The sequence below is a fragment of the Citrobacter sp. RHBSTW-00881 genome (assembly GCF_013728515.1).
Taxonomy (GTDB): Bacteria; Pseudomonadota; Gammaproteobacteria; order Enterobacterales; family Enterobacteriaceae; genus Citrobacter; species Citrobacter braakii.
This window is the reverse complement of sequence record NZ_CP056269.1, coordinates 3966429-3985346: the sequence shown is the minus strand read 5'-3', so window position 1 is coordinate 3985346 and position 18918 is coordinate 3966429. Positions and strand designations below refer to the sequence as shown.

Here is an 18918-nt window from a genome sequence, read left to right as displayed (position 1 = left end):
GATTATTATTATTTTTGACCCCAGACCAGCTGGTAGTGGTAGCGTCCGGCACTCAGCAGGAACTCTGGTGAAACGGAAGGACTCCAGGAGTCGTCACCGCCCACGCCCATATGGAAGCCATCAATATTGACCCAGGTACCTGCCTCCGGTTGCAGCAGATGGCGGTGGCTGGTTTCCATCAGTTGCTTCTGGCTAAAGCGGCTGATGTTGAACAGGAAGTCCCCTCGCCATTGATGCGCGCCGTAGCGTAGCTCACGCGTGTTGCAGCGCAGACCGTTTTCGCCAGGGAAAACATACGGGGTGTACATCTCATCAAGCGACAAATCCCAACGATCAAAACAGGCGGCGCTCAGGCGATCCGGGTAGTTCTCATGTGGGCCGAGACCTAACCAGTTCACGCGCTCAGCGACCTGCGCCAACTGGCAGCTCAGGCCGATGCGGGCCGGATGTGGCGTGCCGCTGGCGACGTCGACATCCACCGTTATCTGCATCTCACCATTGCCGTCAATACGGTAGCTTTTTCGGCTGACGAACAGCGTTTCGCCCTGATACTGCCACGCATGTTCGGTGGCGATCAGTACCGCATTGCTCAGCGTGTCGGCAGCACAGTGCAGTAACGTTGCTTCGACCAGATAATGACCGGCGGCTTTCCAGCGTTCGACCCAGGCGTTAGGGTCGATGCGGGTTGACTCGCTCACGCCGATGTCGTTGTCCAGCGGCGCGCGGGTGAACTGGTCAGTAAGCGGGGTTAACAGCTGGGCTGCGTCGCCAATCCAGTACTGTGTCAGCAGGCCAGACTGACGGTCGAATTGCCAGCGCTTGTCGTTGATCTCAACAGTAAAGGTGTTTTCGCTCACGTTCAGCTGTGGTGCGGTACGGGCAGTTGGCCGTGGCGCCAGGCTGAGTTTCTCTTCCAGCTTCCATTGCTGCCAGGCGCTAATGTGCCCGGCGTCTGACCATGCGGTGGCCTGAGGTTGCTCTACGTGTACCGTTAGCCATAACTGGCCGGCGGTTTCCGGCATCGGGACATCTGGTAAGGTAATCACCTGGCGACTCTGTGGGGCGATATCCAGCACGATTTCTCCGGCGGCCAGCGGGTTGCCATCCTGGGCAATCGACCAGTGCAGAACCTCGTTATCGCTGTGGCGGAACAGATATTCGCTGGTTACTTCAATCTGGCGTTTAGGTCCCGGCAGCAGCGTAAACTGGAAAAACTGCTGCACATGTTTGGCCTCGTATAATGCCGGATGCGGGGTGCGATCGGCGAACACCAGGCCGTTCATGCAAAATTGACGATCGTTAGGCGTGTCGCCAAAATCACCACCGTAGGCAGACCATGCTTTGCCGTTCTCATCATATTTAATCAGCGACTGATCTACCCAGTCCCAGACAAACCCGCCCTGTAGGCGCGGAAATTGACGGAACGCTTGCCAGTATTTGGCGAAGCCGCCAAAACTGTTGCCCATGGCGTGGGCGTATTCGCAGAGGATGAGCGGACGCTGCTCGCCGGGCATCGACAGCCACTTTTTAATCGACCATTTGGGTACCGCGGGGAAGGGCTGATCCTGATCGACGCGGGCGTACATTGGGCAAATAATGTCGGTCGCTGTGGTATTTGCGCCGCCGCCTTCATACTGTACCGGGCGGGACGGATCTTCTGATTTTATCCAGAGGTAGAGCGCGTCATGGTTGGCGCCATGCCCGGATTCATTGCCCAGTGACCAGATGATGATGCTCGGGTGGTTGCGATCGCGTTGCACCATGCGCGTGACGCGCTGGCTCATGGCTGGCAGCCATGCGGGATCGTCGGTGAGGCGATTCATCGGCACCATGCCATGGGTTTCAATGTTGGCTTCGTCGACCACATACAGGCCGTAGCGATCGCACAGGGTGTACCACAATGGATGGTTCGGGTAATGGGAGCAGCGCACGGCGTTAAAGTTATTCTGCTTCATCAGCAGAATATCCTGCACCATCGTCGCCTCGTCCATCACCTGACCGTTGACCGGATGGTGCTCATGACGGTTGGTGCCGCGAATCAACAGCGGCTTACCGTTGAGTAACAGCAGGCCGTTTTCAATACGAACCTGACGAAAGCCGACATCACAGGCTTCCGCTTCAATCAGCACTCCGTCAGCGGTACGTAACTGGACCACAGCGCGGTACAGATTAGGCGTTTCGGCACTCCACAGCGCCGGGTTTTCGACGTTCAGACGCAGGGTAACCCGATCATGATAAGCGCCGCGTTCATCAATAATTTCGCTGCCGAGCGGGGAAGTCGTTTCGTGAGTGAGCGTTTCACCGTCCCACAATTGCAGGGTGACGCGTAAATCTTCGCTCTCGTTGCCCGCCACTCTGACTTCTGTTTCCAGCGTGGCGTGGCTGAAATCGTCGTTAAAACGGGTGTTAATGCGCAGGTCGCGGATTTGCGTAGTGGGCTTATGCAGCAAAGATACATCGCGAAAGATCCCGCTCATGCGCCACATGTCCTGGTCTTCCAGATAACTGCCATCGCTCCAGCGCAGCACCATCACAGCCAGGCGGTTTTCGCCTGGCAGCAGATAATCGCTAAGATCGAATTCAGACGGCAGGCGGCTGTCCTGACCGTAGCCAACCCAGCGACCATTGCACCACAGATGAAACGCGGAATTCACCCCGTCAAAAATAATGCGCGTCTGACCTTCATCTAACCACGCGTCTTCGATATTAAATGTGAGCGAGTAACATCCTGTCGGATTCTGCGCTGGAACGTACGGGGGGTTAACCGGGATCGGGTAGGTGACGTTGGTATAAATTGGCGCGTCGTAACCGTCCATCTGCCAGTTAGAGGGGACGTTGATAGTATCAGCCTGTGGCAGATCGCTCGTCAGCCAGCTTTCCGGCACGGCCTCAGGCGCGGAAAACCAGGCGAACAGCCACTTGCCATTCAGCGAGCGTAACTGAGTTGATCGCTGATTGGTGCGCGCATCATCCGCTGAGCGCCAGCTACAAAACGGCGGGTGCGCCTCCAGGCGGTTGAGCTGCGTGACGCCGGGATTTTCCCAGTCACGGCGGGCCAGTACAGCGGAGAGTGAATCTGTGTTCAGGTTCATAACGGTATCCTGTTTGAATTTGTTATTCGCTCACAATTTCAATCAAAATACGAATAAGCGATCCCAACTGTAAAGGATGGGGCGCTCAATGAGTGAACTGACTCACACAATTGTTATGCGTTCACAATTTGGGTGTGAGCTGCGAAACTTGCCGCGCTAGCTGGATCAGTGAGTCGGCCAGCACCTGGGGTGAGAGGGTTTGCGTATCGGGAGGCAGAACCGTATTGCGCTTAACCAGGGTTACGGGCAGCAGTTGGTTGCCCACGCTTGAGGTCCCACGGGGAAGTTGCAGCAGTCTGTCGACGCTGGTTTCACCCAGTAACGGAAAATCCTGCCTGATGGTGGTCAGTGGTGGGATGTAGCAGGCGCTGTCTTCGGTGTCATCGTAGCCGATCACCGAGATATCAACCGCCACCCGCAGACCGAACTCGCTGATTGCCCGCATCGCGCCCAGCGCCATTTGATCGTTAGCGACCAGCATGGCCGTGGGGAGATTACCACCATTAAGCATATGCAGCGTTTGCTGAAAACCTGACATCGCGCTCCAGTCGCCTTCCAGCTCCGCGGTGGGTTGCAGCTGGTAGTGCGCCAGATATTTATGCCACCCCGCATGGCGAAGCCTTGCCGAAACCGAAGTGTGTGGCCCGCTCAGCAGGGCGATACGCTGATGCCCATGCTGCACCAGATGTTCAACGCCGAGACGTGCGCCGTCGTCATGGGAGAAAATCACGCTGTTAATTGGCGTCTGATCTGAGACATCGAGAAACAGCACCGGCACCGTACCGCAGGCGGCAGCCACGGCAATGGCGTCTTCTTCATCCAGCGGGTAGTTGATGATAAGCCCGGTTACGCGTTGAGAAAGCAGGTTGTGGACTGCGGCTTTACATGCCTCAACGCCGCTACGTTCGACCATGGCGATCACCACGCTGGCCCCGGACTGGTCGGCGCGGGATTTTATGGCGGCAACGATTTGCGAGGGGGCGTGCAGGGCAAGGTTCGCCGTCACGACGCCAATCAGCGGCGTCTGTTTGCCCGCCAGCTGCTGTGCGACACGGTTGGGGATGTAATTGAGCTCCGCCATCGCGGCCTCAACTTTCTGTCGGGTTTTTGCGGAAACGTGGCTGGCCTGATTCACGACGCGCGAGACGGTCTGGTAAGAGACTCCTGCATGGTCTGCCACATCGTATAGCGTTACCGGTTTCACGTTTATCACCCCTGTCATGACGTTATCTGCGCGCTATGATGCCACAGCGGGACGGTTTTGGGGTATTTGCGCATTGGTTCTGCGAGGCGCATTCCAGGGTTGCGGATCGTGTGCTGGAGGATTTATCGTCGTGATGCTTAACAGCATAAAAAAGTGAGGACATCGTGAGCGACTCTGCGGCAAACAACATTCTGTCCATCTACCAACGTCATGCGGAGGCCTTTGCCAGCCAGCGTTCACGCGCACTGTTCGAGAAAAGCTGGCTGGATAAGTTCATCACCGTGATGGGCGGGCAGGGCAGCATTGTGGATATTGGCTGCGGCAACGGTCAGCCGATTGCTGGTTATTTTATTCAGCAAGGCTTTCAGCTTACGGGAATTGATGGTTCTGCGGCGATGCTGGCGCGGGCCCGGCACTCTTTTCCCGCACAGCGCTGGCTGGAGCAGGATATGCGCGAGCTGGGACTTAACGAGACTTTCGATGGTCTGATCGCCTGGGACAGCTTTTTCCATTTAACTCAGCAGGATCAGCAAAAGATGTTCCCGATTTTTGACCGACTCAGCCGTCCCGGCAGCGCGCTGATGTTTACCAGCGGGACGGAAAACGGTATCGCGATGGGGCAATTTGAGGGCGAGTCGCTGTTTCACGCCAGCCTCGCGCCGGATGAATACCGCGCATTGCTGTCAGCGCACGGTTTTGTGGTGGTAGAGATGGTGATGGAAGATCCGCACTGCGCCGGGCATACCATCTGGCTGGCGCAAAAACGTGGCTAAATTCTAAACGTTAAGCGTTCCCTTCTCTTCCTTCCCTTCTGCTTTGGTGAGCCCTATTAAAACAAAAGGCATAATTGTTAAAATAAGGGAGGTGGTTGCTAAAAAATACTGATATGGGCTGTATTCGTCGGAACGAAATTTACACAGGGTATAAATCGACAAGAATAAACCCAGGGTTGCAATAAAACCATTGAGTATTGCCAGAATAAGGAAGAAAAGAACGATCGCGGAAGGTTTAATTATGCTGGTATTCATTTCTAATTATTCCATGTTTTTTAACGCTATTACTTTACGACAATTAAGTTAAGCGATAATAGTACAATTTCCAGGTATTGCGGATTCCGCTTATTTAGTGCCGGGGAGGTGTGTCTGTTAGCACGATGCGAGTGGCGTCATCGTAGCGTATTGTCCAGAGCGTTAATGTGGGTAAATGGGCAATTTGCGATGGGATTAGGTCAACAGAGTAAGAATAATTTAACTTAAGAGCATAAGAAATCCTAAAATGCAATTGGAATGAAGTGAAATAGCACTTAATGTCTTTACTTTTGTTTACATTTTGTGCTTTTTTACAAGGATCGGCTGTGCTTTACAGTCAAGTTCGCTTTCGTACTTTTATGGGGGGTGGGGTGAAGTTCAGGGATGAAAGAAAGTTGGCAATATTAATTGGGATGTTAATTTTGCCGTTCACAACTGTTTCTGCGGCGCCACTCTCTCCTGCGGATCGGAATACCATTCAGCAGCAACAGCAGCAGCGACTTAATGAAAACCAGCGCCAGCGTGAAGAGCTGGAGCGTAGCGTTACGCTACCCGAAATCGTAACGCCGAAAACGCCAGCCCAGACTGAAGGGCCGTGTTTTATGATTTCGCGTATTGATATTGACGGCGCAACGAAGTTGTCCGCCGCTGCCTCGGCAAAGCTTACCGCGCCATGGGTGAATCAATGCCTGAATATTCCCCGCCTTACGGAACTGACAAATGCAATTTCCGACTGGTATATCAGTCGAGGCTACATCACCAGTCGTGCCTTTTTAACCGAACAGGATCTCTCATCCGGGGTGCTGCACATTGCGGTGCTTGAGGGTAAATTGCAGCAAATACGTCTGGAAGGCGTCCCATCGCGCACTCTGCTGATGACCTTTCCCGGAATGGAAGGAAAAATTCTCAATCTGCGTGACATTGAACAGGGGATGGAGCAGTTGAACCGGGTTCGCCAGACGCCGGTGGAAATTGAAATTTTGCCGGGCAGTCAGCAGGGGTTCTCAATAGTTAACCTCACCGCCACGCCTGAATTTCCACTCAATGGCTCAGTTAGTTTTGATAACAGTGGACAAAAGAGCACCGGAACCGGACAGCTCAGTGGTGCGCTATTTTTCAATAACATGCTCGGCCTGGCGGATAAATGGTTTATTAGCGGCGGACGCAGTAGCGATTTTTCCAGCAGCAAAGATGCGCAGAACTTTGCGGCCGGCGTGAGTATTCCTTACGGCTACGGACTGCTTGATTACAACTACAGCTGGAGTAACTACCTCAGCACGATTGATAACAATGGTTATCTCTGGCGTTCCACCGGAGATAGCGAAACCCATCGTCTGAACGGATCCTGGGTTTTGTTTCGCAATGGTGATGTCAAAACCGCTGCATCGCTGGGTTTGACGCATCGAATTAACCGTAACAAATTGAATGATATCCTGCTGGAAACCAGTAGTCGCAAGCTTTCCAGCGTTTCGCTGGGCATCAACCATACGCAAAAAATTGCTTCCGGCGTTGCGACGTTTAACCCTTCATTCACCCAGGGCGTGCCATGGTTTGGCGCAGAGGATGACAACGATAAACAGGGTGATGTGCCAAGGGCGGAATTTCGCAAATGGAGCGTCAGCGGTAGTTTCCAGCGCCCGTTGGCAGAGAAACTGTGGTGGCTAAGCAGCGTGTATTTTCAATGGTCTCCAGACCGACTCTATGGAAGTGAACGCCTGACGCTGGGCGGAGAAACCTCCGTTCGCGGTTTTAAAGAACAGTACATTTCTGGAGATAACGGCGGCTACTGGCGCAATGAAGTGAATTATTCGCTATTTACGCTGCCGGTGCTGGGACAGATTGGCGCGATAGCGGCATTCGACGGCGGCTGGCTGAAACAGGATAACGTTGATAGCTATGCCTCCGGCACGTTGTGGGGGGCTGCGCTGGGATTAACCAGTTCAGGGCGCTGGTTTTCCAGTCAGTTTACCGTAGGAACGCCAGTTAACTATCCGGACTGGCTGGCGCCGGATCATCTCAATGTGTATTACCGCGTTGCGGTGGCATTTTAAGGAATAAGGGTGATGAAAAAGGATCAGGTTCGTTTTTCCCAGCGTTTGCTAAGTGGCATGTTGAGTTTCCTGTTGGCTACCCAACCACTGCTCCCAGCGATGGCCGCCGCCATCACGCCTGAAGGCAATACGCAGATGGATAAAGCCGCCAATGGTGTTCCGGTGGTGAATATTGCCACGCCGAACCAGTCCGGGATTTCACACAATAAATATAACGACTACAACGTGGGAAAAGAGGGGCTGATCCTCAACAACGCGACCGGGCAATTTACCCAGACCCAGCTCGGCGGCATCATCCAGAATAACCCGAACCTGCAACCGGGAAAGGAAGCTTCAGGGATCATCAACGAAGTTACCGGCGCTAACCGTTCGCAGCTTCAGGGCTATACCGAAGTCGCGGGGAAAGCTGCCAACGTCATGGTTGCCAACCCCTATGGCATTACCTGTAATGGTTGTGGATTTATCAACACGCCTAACGCCACGCTGACCACCGGTAAACCCGTGTTGGATGCCAACGGCAACCTACAGTCGCTGGATGTAAGCAAGGGCAGCATTACCATAGAAGGTAAGGGGCTGGATGGTAGTCAGAGCGATGCGGTGTCGATTATTGCCCGTGCCACGGAAATTAATGCTGCGCTGCACGCCAAGGATCTGACGGTTATCGCCGGCGCGAATCGCGTGGCGGCGAATGGCCAGGTGAGCCCGCTGAATGGCGAAGGGGAAGCACCGAAAATTGCGGTAGACACCGGTGCGTTAGGCGGCATGTATGCTAATCGAATTCATCTGGTCTCCAGCGAGAAAGGGCTGGGGGTCAACCTCGGGAATCTGAATGCCCGTCAGGGTGATATCACCCTCAATGCTAACGGGAAATTAACGATCGGCAACAGTCTGGCAAATGGTGGTCTATCCGCCAGTGGCGAAGGCGTCACGTTGACCGGCAGTCATAAGACCGGAAGCGGGATGGTCATCAACAGCACCGGGGCGTTAGCGTTACAGAATGCAAATCTCTCCAGCGGCGCAGGCGTGCAACTGGGCAGCGATGGCAAGGTGACGATCGAGGGGGGCGGGGTTGCCGCAGCTGGCGAGTTGCAGGTGGCTGCTAAACAGGATGTAGCCATTGCGGCAACCACTTTGGTTAGCCAGAAAAACACCTCACTGCGCAGTGACGGTTCGCTGAAAATCACCGACGGCAGCCTGACCAGTAAAGAAAAAATGCATGTTACGGGTACTAATGGGCTGGCGCTGACCCGTTCCACGCTGGGGAGTGATACTGATGTCAGCCTTAACAGTCAAGGCGAACTGTCGGCGCAGGGGGGATTGCTCTCAGCAGGTAACGGATTAACGCTGAAGGCACAGCGCATAGCTCTGAATAACGCCAGTCGTGCCGATGCGAAGGGCGCATTAAGCCTGACCGGTAGCGACATGAACAACCAGGGACAGGTCAATGCGGGAGGCGCGTTGTCCCTTTCTGGTGGGCACCTCGTTAATGGTGGTCAACTGGCTGCAAATGGCAGTCTTGATGTTTCTGTCAGCAGCCTTAACAACGCAGGTCTGATGCAGGGTAACAGCGTATCGGTCAACAGCGGGGCGCTGGATAATATGGGTACGCTGGCGAGCGGCGGCCAGCTTTCAGTACAAACGGTAGCGCTGAACCAGCAGGGGATCCTGAGCGCGAAAAACGATGCGGATATCCGGGCTGATGCCACGCTGAGTAATGGTGGGAAGTTGCTCTCTGATGGCACATTAACGGTGCAGGCCGCGACAGTTGAACAACATGGCGTCCTCTCTGGCAACCAGGGGGTAACGGTCAATGCTGAAAACCTCACCACCGCGAAAGATTCGCTGATCGCCGGGCAACAGGACATACAGTTAAACGTTACGCAAAACCTTAATCTGAACGGTCAGGTTAATGCCGCTGGTGCGCTTAATGTCGACGCAAAGCAGTTGACTACTGGCAAAGACGGTCATTTGCAGAGCGGTCTGGACCTTGCGATTACGGGCAACAACGTGACGCTGAACGGCGTACAGGCGGCTAAAGGTTCGTTGGATGTGACGGCTGACAGGCTCAGTCATGGCGGGAAATCCACTGGGGAACGCGTCGGTTTCAGCGCGCAGCAGTCAGTTGATAACCATGGAGAGCTGCTGGCCGATACTCTGGCGCTCAGTGGGACAACGCTGACCCATAGCGGTAGCGCCAGCGCCGAACGCATCTCGATTATTGCATCTGATGGACTCGCCAGCAGCGGCTCTCTGATCGCCGACACGTTAACTCTCCAGAGTCAGCATGTCGTGAACAGCGGTTTGATGCAGGGCAACACCGCGCTGAACCTGCATACCGACAGACTGGAAAACCTCAGCGGCGGCTCACTCTACAGCAAAGCATCTCTAGCGCTGGATATACCGTATCTGGCTAACCATGGGTTGATTACAACCGACGGTTCATTGCACCTCAACGGTAGCCAGTTGGTTAACGGCGGAGAAATTAACGGCGTTAATCTGCAAAGTGAATATGCGACGATAAAAAACGAAGCCGCGGGACGCCTGCTGGCTGACACGTCATTATCTGTTCACGGACAGCAGACAGATAACCTCGGACTCATGGCCGCCGATACGCTCGCACTGAACAGTCAGGACGTGAATAACGACGGTAATGTGTTGTCGGTGGGTGAATTAAGTCTTAAGAATCAGACTCTCCACAACACTGGCTTGCTGCAGGGCGGTACGCTGAATCTGGAAGCAAATACGTGGCAAAATAGCGGTAATGCGTTGGGAGAAACGGGGGTAACGGCAACAGTACACAACGCGTTCACTAACCAGGGAAAAGTACTCAGTCAACAAGGTATGAGCGTGCATGCCGCCAGCGTGAATAACAGCGGAATGCTGGCAGCGAAGGTGCTGGCATTACACGGCGATCTCAGCAACAGTGGGATCCTGCAGGGGAATCAGGCGCTCGCCTGGGATGGGAATCGCTTTACAAACCTTGCTGGTGGGCAGGTGACCAGCGGTGAAGATCTACAGCTCAGCGGAAAGCGTTTTGAAAATGATGGCCAACTAGAGGGCCGTACCGCGGCGATTAGACTGGATAACCTGCGCAATAGCGGCAGCGTTCAGGCACTGGACAGTCTGAAGATTAAGGCTAACGGGCGACTGGATAATCAGGGATCGCTGCGCAGTCTCAACCTGTTTGAGTTGGCTGCGGCACAGTTGTTTAACGACGAAATGATTGCTGCAAAATCCCTGAGCATTTCCGCACCGGAGCTGGTGAATAACGGCATTGTGCAGGGTAATTCGGCGCTACAACTCACCACCCGCAATATGTTCAATGGTCAGCAGGGACAACTGGTTAGCGGCGCGGGGTTGGATTTAGGCCTCGACACGCTGGAAAACCACGGTCTGCTGCTGACAAATACCGACTTCACACTGCGCGGCAGCAAATTAATTAACGCAGGTGATATTCAGGCCGATTCCCTGAACCTGACGCTGGCGAACTCGGTTGGAAACCAGGGGAGTATGGTGGCGAAACAGGGGGCGTCGATGAATACTGCATCCCTGGATAACCGCGGTACGCTGGCGGCGAAAAGTGTCACTCTGGATGGAAAATCAATCCGTAACAGCGGTCTGGTACAGAGCAACGACAATACCTCGGTTTCTGCGAATACCTTCATCACGGATACCGCAGGTAAATGGCTGGCCGGTAATGCGCTGCTGGTGCATTCCGGTGCGATGGAAAACGCCGGCGTACTGCAAGGCGATACCCTGACATTCACTGCCGACTCGCTGAATAACAGCGGCGTGTTTAACGGTTTGCATGGCCTGGAAGGCAAGCTGTCCGGGCGACTTACCAACCCCGGACACATTCAAAGTGGCGGCGCACTGACGCTTACGGCTGATGATATCAACAGCGCCGGGCGTATTACCGGTGACAGGCTGACACTTGCAGCCTCGACGTTAAACAATACAGGCCTGTGGCAGGGGACGAATGGGCTTACGCTGGCTGGCGATGTGCTCACGACGGGCATTACGTCCCGTACGCTGAGCGGCGGCGCGTTGAGCGTCAATGCCGGCACTATCACGACGCAGGGAACGCTGCAGGGGCAGCAACTTACGCTGACCGCAGATGACTGGCTGCACAAAGGATCGCTGATAAGCCTGGGTAATCTGACGGCTGATGTAAACAACGGCCTTACTACACCAGGCGAAGTGATGAGTCATGGCGGAATGTCACTGACCGCGCAGCAGCTTGATAACAGCGGCAAGCTGCTCAGCGAAAGCGACGTAACGCTAGACGGCGTGCAGCTTAATAACAGTGGCACGGTACAGGGAAATACCCTGACCCTGCAGCAAAACCGGATCCACAATCAGGGGACGCTGACCGGTCTGCAAAGCCTGACGCTAGAGGCTCGTCAGCGTCTGATGGCGCGCATGGCGATGGCTTCACCGCAACAGAAATTGATTAACGCAGCAGGTGGTTCACTGCTGACGCAGGGGACGCTGAAACTCTCTTCTGGCGAGGTGACGAATAACGGCGTGTGGCAAGGGCAGTCTGTTCTGCTCAATGCGCAAACGCTGACAAACAACGGGGCAATACAAAGCGCCGACGCTCTGCAGCTTACGCTCGCAAATAACCTGACGTCTGCGGCGGGCAGCAAAATTACTGCCCTTGGTAACGCGACGCTACAGGCGCTTTCTCTGGCTAACGCCGGGCAATGGACGGCGAAAAATCTTACGCTGAAGGGGACAACCCTTGATAACAGTGCGGAGATTAGCGGCGTAAATGCGTTTACGCTTGCCATGAACGGCGCGGTCAGGCAGCAGAAAGCGGGCAGTATGCTGAGCGGGGGCGCGTTGGATCTGACTGCGGCGTCAGTCACCAATGAGGGCAAAATTCAGGGGGCGACGCTGGGCATGACGACCGGCGCATTGACCAACAGCGGACGACTGCAAGGGGATAATGGCGCAACGCTGTCGCTGAGCGGTGATTTGATAAACCAGGCTTCCGGGGAGATTGTCAGCCGCCAGGGGCTGACGCTTTCTACGCCAGTGCTGTCCAACTACGGTTTAATGCAGGGCGGTGGAGAGACCCATCTTAATGCCACAACTCGCGCACTCAATGACGGCAAACTGCTTTCTGGCGCGGGAATGAAGCTGACCACGCCGCAGTATTCCGGCGCAGGCTGGTTACAGGCGGCAAACCTCATTCTGAATGCAGCAACGGCCACCAATAGCGGGAACTGGCTGGCTGACAGCGCCACGCTTGCAGGGACCAGTTTTACCAACCTGGGAACCGCGCAGGCCGGTCAACTGGCGGTGAAATACACGCAACTAACAAATAACGGTACGCTGTTGGGCACCTCGCAACTGAGTGTTAATGCCAGCCAGATTAATCAGAATGCGGCAGGGACACTGTTCAGCGGCGGCGATCTGTCCGTTGAAAGTCACGGGCTGGGTGCGTTGGGGCAGGTGGTTGCGCTGGGTAATCTGACGCTGAAACTGGTGAATGACTTTACTGTGCAAAGCGCTTTTGCCGCGGGTAAAACGCTGACCATTACCAGTGATGGCGCTATCGACAACCGTAGCGTGCTTCAGGGGCAATCGCTCAACCTGACGGCGGGCGGACAGCTCAGCAATAATGGACAAATCACCACTGGCAACGGCGCCAGTTATCTCAGCGGCGACAGCGTAGCGCTCAATACCGCCGGAACGTTACAGGGCGGCGGCGATATTACGCTGACCAGTCGCGGTAATATTTCAGTCTCTGGTTTCACCGGAACGCGTGGCTCTCTGACGCTCAATGCACCGGGTGCCATCGTCAATACGGCGCTGTTGTACGCGGCAAATAATCTGGCGCTATATGCTAACACCATTACCAACCAGCGCGGCGATATCCTCGCGGGAAACAATCTGTGGATGCAGCGAGATGCGGCGGGAAATGCCAACAGCGAAGTGGTCAACACCTCCGGTAATATCGAAACCCAGAACGGTGATATCACCATCAAAACCGGGCATCTGCTGAATCAGCGGGATGGGCTGAAAACAAACCAGACACAAATAGCTGGATCAAACAGTATTCCTGGGATAGGTGATGCGACAATAAAAGTTGATATAAGCCAATTACCGTCAGAATCCTATGGTGTTAATGGTTATTCCTACACAACAGAATCAGGAGCCTGTAACGCACATGGAGCCTGTAGCTACCACCATTATTATCAGTATTACTACGCGCCGTTCAAAGATACCGCGACGCAAAAATTCATTTCCAGCCAGGTAAAAACAGAGGTTTCCAGCTCTGGCGGCGCCGGTCGTATTTCATCAGGGCGAAATCTGTCAATTGGCGCAAACGCGCTGGATAACGCAGCCAGTACTATTCTGGCAAATAATAATATCGACCTTTCAGGAAGCACATTAAATAACCAGAGCTGGCAGTCCGGGACGCTTACTGATTATCTGGTTTATACCTATACCCCAGAGAAATACTCACGTCAGAAATTTGCCGTAAATAATATAGATGTGTTACCTCCGCGTTATAATGAGGGAAGAAACAGTAAAGGTGAAACTATTGTGCTTCCTAAAGAACGCACAATATCATTTAGCCTTGAAGGGCATGACCGTGTTCAGGAAGGAGGTGAAACTTACCGTTCGGTGATTCAGGCAGGCGGCAAAGTTACAGCAAATTTTACTGACTCTATTGGTAACGAAAACACAACTTCTAACGCAGGGCGAGTTAGCAATACCATCGTTACCCCTACTCTCAACACCCTCAGCAACCAAACCATCAGTAATGGGGTGCAAAAGCAGGCGTTGGCAGGCAATGACACGGTAAGTGTCAGCTCTCCACAGTGGAACGATCGACTGCATGACGTATTGCAGAAGATTAACGGCGGCGGCGCACTGGAAAGCAGCGGCGTATCAGACGCTACGCTCAACCCTGTTTCTACCACGCAGAAAGGTAACGCCAGCCTCGGCCAACTCAATGGCCTGATTAACCCAGGCGAGAAGGGCGTGAATGCCGCCGGGATAAATCAGGGCAAAACGGTGGATACCAGCGCTTATCCGTTGCCTTCCGGAAAGAACGGGTATTTCGTCGTCTCTGACGATCCGAAAAGCCCGTATCTGATCAACGTTAACCCGAAATTGAATGGTCTTGGTCAGCTCGATCCCAGCCTGTTTGGTGATTTGAATGCAATGCTGGGTATCAAACCTGGCGAAGCGCCGCGTGAAACCAATATTGCGTATACCGATCAAAACCAGTTCCTGGGATCGGCCTATATGCTCGATCGTCTCAAACTGAACCCTGAATATGACTACCGTTTCCTCGGTGATGCGGCGTTCGATACCCGCTATGTTAGTAACGCCCTGCTGAATAAGACGGGAAGTCGATACATCAACGGCATTGGTTCTGACCTTGACCAGATGCGTTATCTGATGGATAGCGCTGCAAGCACTCAGCAGTCGCTGGGACTGAAATTTGGGGTGGCGCTGACGGCAGATCAGATAGCGTCCCTTGAGCACAGCATGCTGTGGTGGGAAGCCGCCACCGTCAACGGTGAGACGGTAATGATACCGAAGCTGTATCTCTCGCCGAAAGATATCACCGTGAACAACGGTAGCGTCATTGCCGGGAATAATGTTCAGCTTACCAGCGGGAATATCACCAACTCCGGCAGTACGCTGTTGGCGAGAAACGACCTCACTCTCGACAGCCAAAACAGTATTAACAACCTTAACAATGGTCTGATGCAGGCCGGGGGCAACCTCGACCTGAGCGCGATTGGTGATATCAATAACGTCAGCTCCGCCATCAGCGGAAAAACGGTAGCGCTGGAAAGCCTGGGCGGCAACATCAATAATCTGACGCTGGCGGAACAGATTGATGTGAGTGCCAGGGACAAATACCGCAATGTGAGCTTTAAAGATACTCTGCTGGGGTCTACGGCATCGATAACCGCGCAGGACGGATTGTCGCTCTCGGCAGGCAAAGATATCACTGTTACTGGCGCGAATCTCTCTGCAGGCGGCTCATTGCTGATGGATGCGTGGGGGGATATTGCGGTAAATGCCAACCAGATTAACGATGCCCGGAGTCGCTCCGGACGCTGGATAACTGAGACTGGTCGGTCGTCAGTGGACTGGCAGGGTAGCGCCATCAGCGCGGGCGGTAACCTCGGTATCAATGCCGGGAATAACCTCAATATCACCGCCAGCGATGTTAAAGCGGGAGGGAATGCTCAGCTAACAGCGGGTAACGATCTCAATCTGAATGCGGCTACCACTCAGCAAAGTAGCCGTAACGGGGGCAGTGAATCGCACAGCACCGGGCTTTCCCGTACTACCGTTTCAGCGGGTGACAATCTGGTGTTGAAAGCGGGTCAGGATATTAATTCCCATGCGGCTGGGCTGGCTGCGGAGAATGATGTCGGTCTGCTGGCCGGGCGAGATGTCAACCTGCTGGCTGAAGCAACGACCGACGGCGACAGCTATCGTGCGAAGAAGAAAACCGTGGTCAATGACGCCGTACGCCAGCAGGGAACGGAAATTGCCAGCGGCGGCGATGCCGTCATTATTGCCGGGCGTGATGTAAACGCACAGGCAGCAGATGTTACGGCACAGGCCGATATCGGCGTAACGGCAGGCCGGGATGTGAATCTCACGACCGCCACAGAGAGCGATTATCACTACCAGGAAACCACGAAAACCAAAAAAGGATTCCTCAGTAAAAAGACTACCCATACGATTGAAGAAGACAGCGCTACGCGGGAAAAAGGCGCGCTGCTGAGTGGGAACAATGTAACTGTCACCGCCGGGAATAACATTTTGGTACAGGGCTCAGCCGTTGCCGGTGACGGCAATGTGGCGCTGGGGGCTGGCAACAATGTGGATATCGTTGCCGCCACCAATACCGATACCTCATGGCGCTTTAAAGAGACTAAAAAGAGCGGCCTGATGGGGTCAGGCGGGATCGGCTTCACCATCGGTAGCAGCAAAACCACGCACGATCTGCGCGAAAAAGGCACCACCCAAAGCGAGAGCTTCAGTACTGTCGGCTCAACGGCGGGCAACGTCAGTATCACCGCAGGCCAGCAGGCACATATCGGCGGCGCGGATATCATCGCCCAGAAAGATATTGCTGTTCGCGGCGACAGCGTACTTATTGAACCGGGTCATGACAAACGCACACGTGATGAGAAGTTTGAGCAGAAAACCAGCGGACTGACGGTGGCGCTGTCGGGGGCTGCGGGCAGTGCGGTGAACAGCGCGGTTTCAGCAGCACAGGGAGCAAAACAAAGCAGCGATTCCCGACTAGCGGCACTGCAGGGTACGCAGGCAGTTCTCTCCGGAGTACAGGCCGGGCAGGCTGTGGCTCTGGATCAGGCGAAAGGGACCGCTAAAGACAATACCAATACGATAGGTGTCAGTGCTTCTCTGGGCTCACAGTCCTCAAAATCGACCTCCCACAGTGAGCAGGATTCAACGACGGGAAGTACTCTGAACGCAGGCAACAGCGTCAATATCACGTCCACAGGAAGCGATATTACTATTGCAGGCAGTGAAGTGAAGGCCGGTAAGGATGTGGTGCTGGATGCCACACGTGACGTGAATCTTATCGCTTCGCAGGATACGCAACTGACGACCGGTAAAAACAGCAGCAGCGGTGGCAGTATTGGCGTGGGTATCGGTGTGGGTTCCGGTGGCGCGGGGATCAGCGTCTCGGCGAACGCCAACAGCAGTAAAGGGCGTGAGAAAGGCAACGGCACCTGGCAGAATGAAACCACGGTGGATGCGGGTAATCAGGTCACGATAAACAGCGGGCGGGACACTACGCTTGCTGGTGCGCAGGTCAACGGCAATCAAGTGACGGCAGATGTAGGCCGCGATCTGACGATTACCAGTACGCAGGACAGCGACCACTACGATAGCAAACAGAACAGCGTGAGCGGAGGAGTGGGATATACCTTCGGCGCGGGGACGGCTTCTGCGAGTATCAATGCCAGCCGCGACAGGATGAAGAGCGACTATGACTCGGTGCAGGAGCAGAGCGGGATATTCGCGGGAGACGGTGGCTTTGATATCACTGTGGGCAAGCACACCCAACTGGATGGCGCGGTCATTGCTTCTACCGGTTCAGTGGATAAAAACAGTCTGGATACGGGCACGCTGGGCTTTGGCGATATCCACAATCAGGCAGATTACAAAGTGGAGCACCAGGGGGGAGGGATCAGTACGGGAGGCAGTATTGGTCAACAGTTCGCGGGTAATCTGGCGAACGCCCTGATTGCAGGAGGTGGCAGCAGCGGGCATGCGGAAGGAACAACGCAGGCGGCGGTGAGTGAGGGGACGTTAACTGTTCGCGACACGGAAAACCAGAAGCAGGATGTCGCCGGTCTGAGCCGGGATGCGGAGCATGCAAACGGCAGCATCAGTCCTATTTTTGACAAGGAAAAAGAGCAGAGACGTCTGCAAGAAGTGCAACTGATAGCCCAGATAGGTAACCAGGCGGCGGATATCGCGCGGACGCAAGGTGAGATAAATGGCCTGAACGCGGGTAAAAAAGCACTGGCAAAGGAAGGCATTCCTGAGCCGGATGTGAACGCCAGTGATGAAGAAAAAGCAAGATACCAGACGCAACTACGGAACTCCGCGGCATATAAAACCGAGCAGACGAAATACGGTACGGGCAGTGACTTGCAGCGGGGTATTCAGGCTGCAGTAGGCGCTCTGCAAGGGCTGGCTGGCGGTAATATTGGCGCGGCGCTGGCGGGGGCATCGGCACCGGAGCTTGCCAATATCATAGGCCATAAGGCGGGCCTCAGCGAGGATGATATCGCGGCTAAAGCCATCGCGCATGCGATACTGGGTGGTGCTGCGGCGGCTATGCAGGGGAACAATGTAGCAGCCGGAGCGGCTGGCGCAGCGGCAGGAGAGCTTGCTGCTAATGCGATACTGAAAACGATGTATCCGGGCAAGCGCGTCAGCGAACTGGATGAAAGTGACAGGCAGTTAGTCAGCAATCTTGCGACTATTGCATCCGGGCTGGCAGGTAATCTGGCCGGGGGGGATTCGAAAAGCACGACAACAGGGGCGCAGTCTGGTAAAAATTCAGTTGAGAATAACTCGCTGAGCAAGGATAAGCCCGGTATCTTTGATATCAATCCAATGCTGAAAATCGGGATTGAAGGGGCTGATGGCGAGCTACTGCCCGGCGGTGGTGGGATTGGTAAAGGGAAAACATCAATTAACAAGGGCCAGCAGAATAAGCATATTCCTGGTACGAATGAGTATAAAATTGCGTCTGAAGCAGGGTTGAATAAGAGTACTCTTTCCGTTTCCGCAGATTCATTGCTTTCCAAATTAGGGACTGGTCAACAAGTAGGTAATGCTCCCGTTGGAACGCCAGGCTCGAAGGAACGCATAAATTATGGACAGCCTATTGGAAATTATATAGATCCCCAAACAGGCGTCTCCACACCAACAACAAATGGTATCGTGCACTATGGAAAAAATGGCGTCCACATTGTTCCAGCGAGGCCATCAGAAAAATGAAGGGA

6 protein-coding genes are annotated in these 18918 nt (G+C 54.4%); 3 read left to right on the top strand and 3 right to left on the bottom strand.

Annotated elements, in window-relative coordinates:
• Window positions 1-8: 8 nt before the first annotated feature.
• Window positions 9-3092 (bottom strand): beta-galactosidase, encoded by a 3084-nt coding sequence (locus tag HV311_RS19210; RefSeq protein WP_191220320.1) that lies wholly within the window; start codon window positions 3090-3092, stop codon window positions 9-11.
• 121 nt (window positions 3093-3213) lie between these two features.
• Window positions 3214-4296, bottom strand: a complete 1083-nt coding sequence (locus HV311_RS19205) for a LacI family DNA-binding transcriptional regulator (protein WP_047497888.1) — start codon at window positions 4294-4296, stop codon at window positions 3214-3216.
• 164 nt (window positions 4297-4460) lie between these two features.
• Between HV311_RS19205 and HV311_RS19200 the strand changes: the two genes are divergently transcribed.
• Complete coding sequence (locus HV311_RS19200) at window positions 4461-5069, top strand: class I SAM-dependent DNA methyltransferase (RefSeq protein WP_115190915.1); 609 nt, start codon at window positions 4461-4463, stop codon at window positions 5067-5069.
• A gap of 3 nt (window positions 5070-5072) precedes the next feature.
• Here HV311_RS19200 and HV311_RS19195 read toward each other — a convergent pair whose 3' ends face one another.
• Window positions 5073-5324 (bottom strand): hypothetical protein, encoded by a 252-nt coding sequence (locus HV311_RS19195; protein ID WP_223307928.1) that lies wholly within the window; start codon window positions 5322-5324, stop codon window positions 5073-5075.
• A 413-nt stretch (window positions 5325-5737) separates the two neighbouring features.
• Here HV311_RS19195 and HV311_RS19190 point away from each other — a divergent pair, with 413 nt between their 5' ends.
• Entirely contained in the window at window positions 5738-7375 is a 1638-nt protein-coding gene (locus HV311_RS19190; protein WP_196406172.1) for a ShlB/FhaC/HecB family hemolysin secretion/activation protein, read from the top strand.
• A 12-nt stretch (window positions 7376-7387) separates the two neighbouring features.
• Complete coding sequence (locus HV311_RS19185) at window positions 7388-18913, top strand: hemagglutinin repeat-containing protein (RefSeq protein WP_191220319.1); 11526 nt, start codon at window positions 7388-7390, stop codon at window positions 18911-18913.
• Window positions 18914-18918 lie beyond the last annotated feature (5 nt).

Bases quoted from the DNA above. Each gene is read 5' to 3' on its own strand.
- HV311_RS19190 (WP_196406172.1), top strand. From the start codon at position 5,738: ATGTTAATTTTGCCGTTCACAACTGTTTCTGCGGCGCCACTCTCTCCT.
- HV311_RS19185 (WP_191220319.1), top strand. From the start codon at position 7,388: ATGAAAAAGGATCAGGTTCGTTTTTCCCAGCGTTTGCTAAGTGGCATG.
- HV311_RS19210 (WP_191220320.1), bottom strand. From the start codon at position 3,092: ATGAACCTGAACACAGATTCACTCTCCGCTGTACTGGCCCGCCGTGAC.
- HV311_RS19195 (WP_223307928.1), bottom strand. From the start codon at position 5,324: ATGAATACCAGCATAATTAAACCTTCCGCGATCGTTCTTTTCTTCCTT.